Here is a 6791-nt window from a genome sequence, read left to right as displayed (position 1 = left end):
CAGCCCGCGACGGCCGGCACGCCGCTGCGCTGACGCCCGGCGCTTGCCGCGATGGCCACGCCGGCCCATTCCCGCCAACCGACCGGCGAGCCGTCGTCGGCCGCCGACGCCGCGCGCGACGCGCGCTACGCGAACCCGTTCGCGCCGCCCGACGAAACCGACGCGCCCGAAGCCGCGCGCCCGCGCTCGCTGTTCGGCGAGATCCTCGACTGGATGCTCGCGCCGCTGCTGCTGCTCTGGCCGATGAGCATCGCCGTCACCTACCTCGTCGCGAAGACGATCGCGAACGGCCCGTTCGACCGCTCGCTCGAAACCAATGCGTACGTGCTGGCGCGGCAGATCCATCCGGTCAACGGCGTCGCCGAGCTGACGCTGCCGCAGCAGACGCGCGACTTCCTGCGCGCGGACAACATCGACAGCGTCTATTTCCAGGTGCTCGGCACGCGCGGCGAGCTGGTCGCGGGCGAAGCCGACATGCCGCTGCCGCGCGACGAGGACCGCCCGCCGCCGGGCGTCGTCGTGTTCCGCGACGACCTGCTGCGCGGCAACGACGTGCGCGTCGCCTATACGACCGTGTCGCTGCCGCAGACGAGCGGCTCGCAGCTCGTGTTGGTGCAGGTCGGCGAGACGCTCGACAAGCGCAACGCGCTCGCCAACGACATCATCAAGGGCGTGATCCTGCCGCAATTCGTGATCCTGCCGCTCGCGATCCTGCTCGTATGGTTCGGGCTGTCGCGCGGGCTCGCGCCGCTCAACGCGCTGCAGGCGCACATCCGCGCGCGGCGGCCCGACGACCTGTCGCCCGTCGAGGCGCAGCGCGCGCCGCCCGAGATCGAGCCGCTCGTCACGTCGTTCAACGACCTGCTCGCGCGTCTCGAACAGAACATGGCGCTGCAAAAGCGCTTCATCGCCGACGCCGCGCACCAGATGAAGACGCCGCTCGCGGGCCTGCGCACGCAGGCCGAGTTCGCGCTGCGCCACCCGGTGCCGCCCGACGTGCAGCGCTCGCTCGAACAGATCGCGACCAGTTCCGAGCAGGCCGCGCGGCTCGTCACGCAGCTGCTCGCGCTCGCGCGCGCCGAGAACCGCGCGAGCGGGCTGACGTTCGAGCCCGTCGAGATCGCGTCGCTCGCGCGGCGCGCGGTGCGCGACTGGGTGCAGGCCGCGCTCGCGAAGCGGATGGATCTCGGCTACGAAGGCCCGCCCGACGACGCGCCGATCGACGTCGACGGCAATCCGGTGATGCTGCGCGAAATGCTCGGCAACCTGATCGACAACGCGATCCGCTACACGCCCGAAGGCGGCCGCATCACCGTGCGCGTGCACGCGGACCGCACCGCGCGGCTCGCGCATCTCGAAGTCGAGGATACGGGGCCCGGGATCCCGGCCGCCGAGCGCGAGCGCGTCGTCGAGCGCTTCTACCGGATCCTCGGCCGCGAGGGCGACGGCAGCGGCCTCGGCCTCGCGATCGTGCGCGAGATCGCCGCGCAGCACGGCGGCACGCTGACGCTCGACGATCACGTGTACCAGACGGCGCCGCGCGCCGCCGGCACGCTCGTGCGCATCAACCTGCCGCTGTCGGACACGGCCCCGGATTAACCCTGACATGCGACGCGGCAACGCGCTGCGATCGCATCGAAATCGGCGATTTGCCGACTGTTCGCGACATGATCGGGATGCAAAGCGGCAGATTGGGCGCGGGTTAACGCGCAGTCGTTTTATGCACGCGAGTCAGTGCGCCGTAAGTTTCCCTGCCAATAATCGTCGACAGGCCCGCCCACCCAAGGCGGCCGCACATCTATATCAAGGGACTTGGAGACGATTCATGGCAACGTTAGGCGGGCAAATTGCGCACTCGCCGATGACGGGCGAAGAGAAGAAGGTGATCTTCGCGTCGTCGCTCGGCACGGTGTTCGAGTGGTACGACTTCTACCTGGCCGGGTCGCTCGCGGCCTACATCAGCAAGAGCTTCTTCTCCGGCGTCAATCCGACCGCGGCCTTCATCTTCACGCTGCTCGGCTTCGCGGCCGGCTTCGCGGTGCGGCCGTTCGGCGCGCTCGTGTTCGGACGGCTCGGCGACCTCGTCGGCCGCAAGCACACGTTCCTCGTGACGATCGTGATCATGGGCATCTCGACGTTCGTGGTCGGCTTCCTGCCCGGCTACGCGTCGATCGGCATCGCCGCGCCGGTGATCTTCATCGCGATGCGGCTGTTGCAGGGTCTCGCGCTCGGCGGCGAGTACGGCGGCGCGGCGACCTACGTCGCCGAGCATGCGCCGGCGCACCGCCGCGGCTTCTACACCGCGTGGATCCAGACGACCGCGACGCTCGGCCTGTTCCTGTCGCTGCTCGTGATCCTCGGCGTGCGCACGTTCATCGGCGAAGAAGCGTTCGCCACCTGGGGCTGGCGCGTGCCGTTCGTCGCGTCGATCCTGCTGCTCGCGGTGTCGGTATGGATCCGGATGCAGCTGAACGAATCGCCGGTGTTCCTGCGCATCAAGTCGGAAGGCAAGACGTCGAAGGCGCCGCTGACCGAAGCGTTCGGCCAGTGGAAGAACCTGAAGATCGTGATCCTCGCGCTCGTCGGCCTGACGGCCGGCCAGGCCGTCGTGTGGTACACGGGCCAGTTCTACGCGCTGTTCTTCCTCACGCAGACGCTGAAGGTCGACGGTGCCAGCGCGAACATCCTGATCGCGATCGCGCTGCTGATCGGCACGCCGTTCTTCCTGTTCTTCGGTTCGCTGTCGGACAAGATCGGCCGCAAGCCGATCATCCTCGCAGGCTGCCTGATCGCCGCGCTGACCTACTTCCCGCTGTTCAAGGCGCTCACGCACTACGCGAACCCGCAGCTCGAGATCGCGACGCAGAAGGCGCCGATCACGGTCGTCGCCGATCCGGCGACCTGCTCGTTCCAGTTCAACCCGGTGGGCACGTCGAAGTTCACGAACTCGTGCGACATCGCGAAGAGCGCGCTCGCGAAGGCCGGCCTGAACTACGAGAACGTCGCGGCACCGGCCGGCGCAATTGCCGAGATCAAGGTCGGCGACACGGTGATCCCGGCATACGACGGCAAGACGCCCGATGCGAAGGCTGCAGGCGCGGCGTTCGACAAGACGCTCGCATCGACGCTGAAAGCGGCCGGCTATCCGGCGAAGGCCGACCCGGCGCAGCTCAACTGGCCGATGACGATCGTGATCCTGACGATCCTCGTGATCTACGTGACGATGGTCTACGGGCCGATTGCGGCGATGCTGGTCGAAATGTTCCCGACGCGGATTCGCTACACGTCGATGTCGCTGCCGTATCACATCGGCAACGGCTGGTTCGGCGGCTTCCTGCCGGCGACCGCCTTCGCAATCGTCGCGGCGAAGGGCGACATCTATTCGGGGCTGTGGTATCCGATCGTGATCGCGCTTGTCACGTTCGTGATCGGGCTGCTGTTCGTCAAGGAGACGAAGGACTCGAATATCTACGCGCAGGATTGAGGCTGGAGGCGGATGAGGGGCGGGCGCCGGGTTGGGCCGGTGCCTGCCGGGATTCCGGCCGACGCACCTTTTTCAAGAAAGATGAAGAAAGGTGTTGACAGCCGGATCGGCAATCTGCATAATTCAAGTCTTCGGCGAATTAGCTCAGTCGGTTAGAGCGACGGAATCATAATCCGCAGGTCCGGGGTTCGAATCCCTGATTCGCCACCAAATGTAAAAAGCCGCTGTTCCGCAAGGATCAGCGGCTTTTTCGTTTTCTCCCCGCCGCACTGCCTTCCGCTTTCCCGGCACAATGCCCCCACCCCGCGAACCCGGCCACTCTCGCCGATGACCCCAACCCCTTCGCATCCGAAATGGCGCATCGCCGTCGTCACGCTGGCGGTACTCGCACTCTGCTACTACGCCGCCGGCACGCCGCCCGTTTCCCGGCTGCTCGCACCGTCCGTCATCGGCGCAGGCCTCGCGCTCGAGCCGATCACGTATCACTGGCTCAACCGTTTCGACCGCGCGATCCCGCAGCCGACCTGTACGCGAGCCGCTTCTACGTGCTGCTGCTGGCCGCGCTCAACATGCTCGCCTGCGGATTCGCGCTGCACGCGCAACGCAGCGCGAAACGTTTCGCATTCGTGCTCGCGTGGGCCGTCGTGATGCTGGTCATGCTCGTCAACACACAGATCCACGCGTTCTACAAGGTGGCCTGACTTCATGAACCAACGCGCCGCCATCGCCGTCGCAGCCATCGCCACGCTGCTCACACTCGTCGGCCTGCTGCCCGTCGCCCGCACCGTCGCAAACCTGACGACCTTCGGGCAGCTGCGCCATCTGCTCGGCTACGACTACATGAGCTTCGCGGACAGCCTCGCCGATCGCGACTTCGGCGACGCCGCCAACGACTTCTACCCCGGCGTCGCACTGATGCTCGTCGGCGGCACGCTCCTCATCCGGATCGAACGCACGCGCCCGATCGCCCGCATCGTCGTCGCGTCGCTGTTCGCGCTGCTCGCGTTCAGCCTCGTCTATGCGTGCATGCATCCGCGCATCGGCATCCGGCCGTTCTGATCCCGCTGACCCAACACAACCGCCGTCGCTACGCCGCCACCGAACGCCGCTTGTCGGGGCTGTCGGGCGCACGCAGCTTGCCGCGCCAGTTCTCACCGCCCTCCAGCGCCGGCGTCGACTCGAACGCTTCGGCGAGCCAGTCGGCAAACACGCGCACCTTCGCGGACAGATGCCGGTTCTGCGGATAGACGATCGAGATCGGCTTGGGCTTCGGATTGCAGTCCGGCAGCACCTCGACCAGCGACCCGTCGAGCAGGTTCGGCAGCACCATGAACAGCGTCGGCTGGATCATCCCGAATCCTTCGAGGCCGCAGGTCACGTAGGCGTCCGAATCGTTGACCGTGACCGTCGCGTTCATCCGCACCTCGACCGGCTTGCCGTCGATCATGAACACCCATGGAACGGCACGCGCGCCGTGGCTCGCGCGAAAATTCACCGCATGATGATCGGTCAGATCGGCAATCTCGCGCGGCTCGCCATGACGCGCCAGATAATCGGGCGACGCACAGGTCACGCGCCGCAGCATCCCGATGCGCCGCGCGACCATCGACGAATCCTCGAGCGGCCCGACCCGGATCATGCAGTCGATGCCCTCCTCGACCGGGTCCACCGGCCGGTCGGACAGGCCGAGATCGAGCGTGATGTCCGGGTAGCGCTGCCGGAACAGCGTCAGAGACGGGATCACGAGCCGCCGGCCGAGCGAGCTCGGCATGTGAACGCGCAGCAGGCCGCTCGGCTTGCGGTTGCCCGTCTGCAGGCTCGAGTCGACTTCGGCGATCTCCGAAATGATCTTCACGCAATGCTCGTAGTACGCGGCGCCTTCCGCGGTCAGCGACAGCCGGCGCGTCGTCCGGTTCATCAGGCGCACGCCGAGCAGCGCCTCGAGATTCTGGATGATGGTCGTCACCGACGCGCGCGGCATCGCGAGCGTGTCGGCCGCGCGCGTGAAGCTGTTCGCGTCGACCACGCGGGTGAAAACTTCCATTGCCTGGATTCGGTCCATGCTGCTCCCCTTCGAATCGCCAACGGAACAGAATAGAGCGCGCGGCGGCCGCGGCACAAGCCCCCTTCCATTGTTCGACGATCCTGAACAGTTTCAGTACTTCGCAGTGGAAATCGATCGGTTTTCGTTCAGTTCAATTCAGTGCGCTTCCGGTTCCGGACGCCAACCGCGCCGCCCCGATCGCTCGCCGCCAGACGACGACGCGCCGATGACACCGATCGCCGCCGCACACGCTCAGCGCACGAACCGCTCGCGATATCCCTGCGGCGACACGCCCAGCACGCGCACGAAACTGCGCCGCAGCGTTTCCTCCGAGCCGAACCCGCAGCGCGTCGCGATGCGCTTGACGGGCCACGTCGTTTCGCCGAGCAGGCGCTGCGCCGCCTCGACGCGGATCTGCTCGACCGCGCGCGCGGGCGTGCGGCCCGTCTCCGCGCGGTAGTGGCGCACGAAGCTGCGCTCGCTCATGCTCACGCGTTCGGCCAGCGCAGGCACCGACAGGTCGGCGCCCAGGTGCTCGGCTATCCATGCATGCAGTTCGCCGAACCGGTCGTCGGTGCGCTGCATCGACAGCGCCGCGCTGAACTGCGCCTGCCCGCCCGGACGCTTCAGGAACACGACGAGTTCGCGCGCGACGTCGAGCGCGACCGCACGTCCGAGGTCCTCCTCGACGAGCGCGAGCGCGAGATCGATGCCGGCCGTGACGCCGGCCGACGTCCATAGCGCGCCTTCGCGGATGAAGATCGGATCGGCTTCGACGCGCACGTTCGGGTAGCGCGCCGCGAGTTCGTCGCAGCGCGTCCAGTGCGTGACCGCGCGCCGCCCGTCGAGCAGGCCGGCCTCGGCCAGCAGGAACGCGCCCGTACAGACCGACGCGATGCGGCGCGCCTGCCCGGCCTGCTGCCTGACCCAGCGCAGCACGCGCGCATCCTGCGACGCGGCGTGCACGCCCTTGCCGCCGGCGACGATCACCGTATCGGCGCGACGCGCGCCCGCACGCAGCGAGTCCGCCATCACCACGAGCCCCGACGACGTCTCGACAGGCCCCGCATCCGCGGACACGACGCGCGGCGCATACGGCGCCGGCTGCCCGCGCTGCTGCGCAAGCTCGTTGACGGACGCGAACACCTGCAGCGGCCCCGACACGTCGAGCAGCTGCGCACGGGGAAACGCGAGGACCAGGATCGAGCGAGGGGCGGCGGACATGGCGATTGGCTGAAAACGTGGGCGATATGGCAATTTCGC

Annotated in this window: 6 protein-coding genes and 1 tRNA gene; 5 read left to right on the top strand and 2 right to left on the bottom strand. The window is 67.6% G+C overall.

Going from position 1 to position 6791, the window contains the following annotated elements; all coding sequences use genetic code 11:
• The first annotated feature begins 51 nt into the window (after positions 1-51).
• The 5 genes from BST28156_RS25655 to BST28156_RS25635 all read left to right on the top strand — a co-directional run bounded on the left by BST28156_RS25655 (position 52) and on the right by BST28156_RS25635 (position 4543).
• The gene (locus tag BST28156_RS25655) at positions 52-1599 is read left to right on the top strand and encodes a sensor histidine kinase (protein ID WP_174903683.1); all 1548 of its coding nucleotides are present in this window, start codon (positions 52-54) and stop codon (positions 1597-1599) included.
• A gap of 226 nt (positions 1600-1825) precedes the next feature.
• The gene (locus tag BST28156_RS25650; protein ID WP_060247025.1) at positions 1826-3484 is read left to right on the top strand and encodes an MFS transporter; all 1659 of its coding nucleotides are present in this window, start codon (positions 1826-1828) and stop codon (positions 3482-3484) included.
• 133 nt (positions 3485-3617) lie between these two features.
• Positions 3618-3694, top strand: a tRNA-Met gene (locus tag BST28156_RS25645).
• 335 nt (positions 3695-4029) lie between these two features.
• Positions 4030-4185, top strand: a complete 156-nt coding sequence (locus tag BST28156_RS25640; protein WP_174903682.1) for a hypothetical protein — start codon at positions 4030-4032, stop codon at positions 4183-4185.
• 4 nt (positions 4186-4189) lie between these two features.
• On the top strand, positions 4190-4543 hold the full coding sequence (locus BST28156_RS25635; RefSeq protein WP_174903681.1) for a hypothetical protein: 354 nt from the start codon (positions 4190-4192) through the stop codon (positions 4541-4543).
• 28 nt (positions 4544-4571) lie between these two features.
• On the opposite strand, the gene BST28156_RS25630 is transcribed toward BST28156_RS25635, so the two are convergent.
• Together BST28156_RS25630 and BST28156_RS25625 are read right to left on the bottom strand one after the other, a co-directional pair.
• Positions 4572-5546, bottom strand: coding sequence for a LysR family transcriptional regulator (locus BST28156_RS25630; RefSeq protein ID WP_174903680.1), 975 nt, complete (start codon positions 5544-5546; stop codon positions 4572-4574).
• A 234-nt stretch (positions 5547-5780) separates the two neighbouring features.
• Complete coding sequence (locus BST28156_RS25625; RefSeq protein ID WP_009689927.1) at positions 5781-6752, bottom strand: GlxA family transcriptional regulator; 972 nt, start codon at positions 6750-6752, stop codon at positions 5781-5783.
• Positions 6753-6791 lie beyond the last annotated feature (39 nt).

The sequence above is a fragment of the Burkholderia pseudomultivorans genome, from assembly GCF_902499075.1.
GTDB lineage: Bacteria > Pseudomonadota > Gammaproteobacteria > Burkholderiales > Burkholderiaceae > Burkholderia > Burkholderia pseudomultivorans.
Note: the sequence above shows the minus strand (reverse complement) of the source record. Positions and strands in the feature narration are given on the sequence as shown.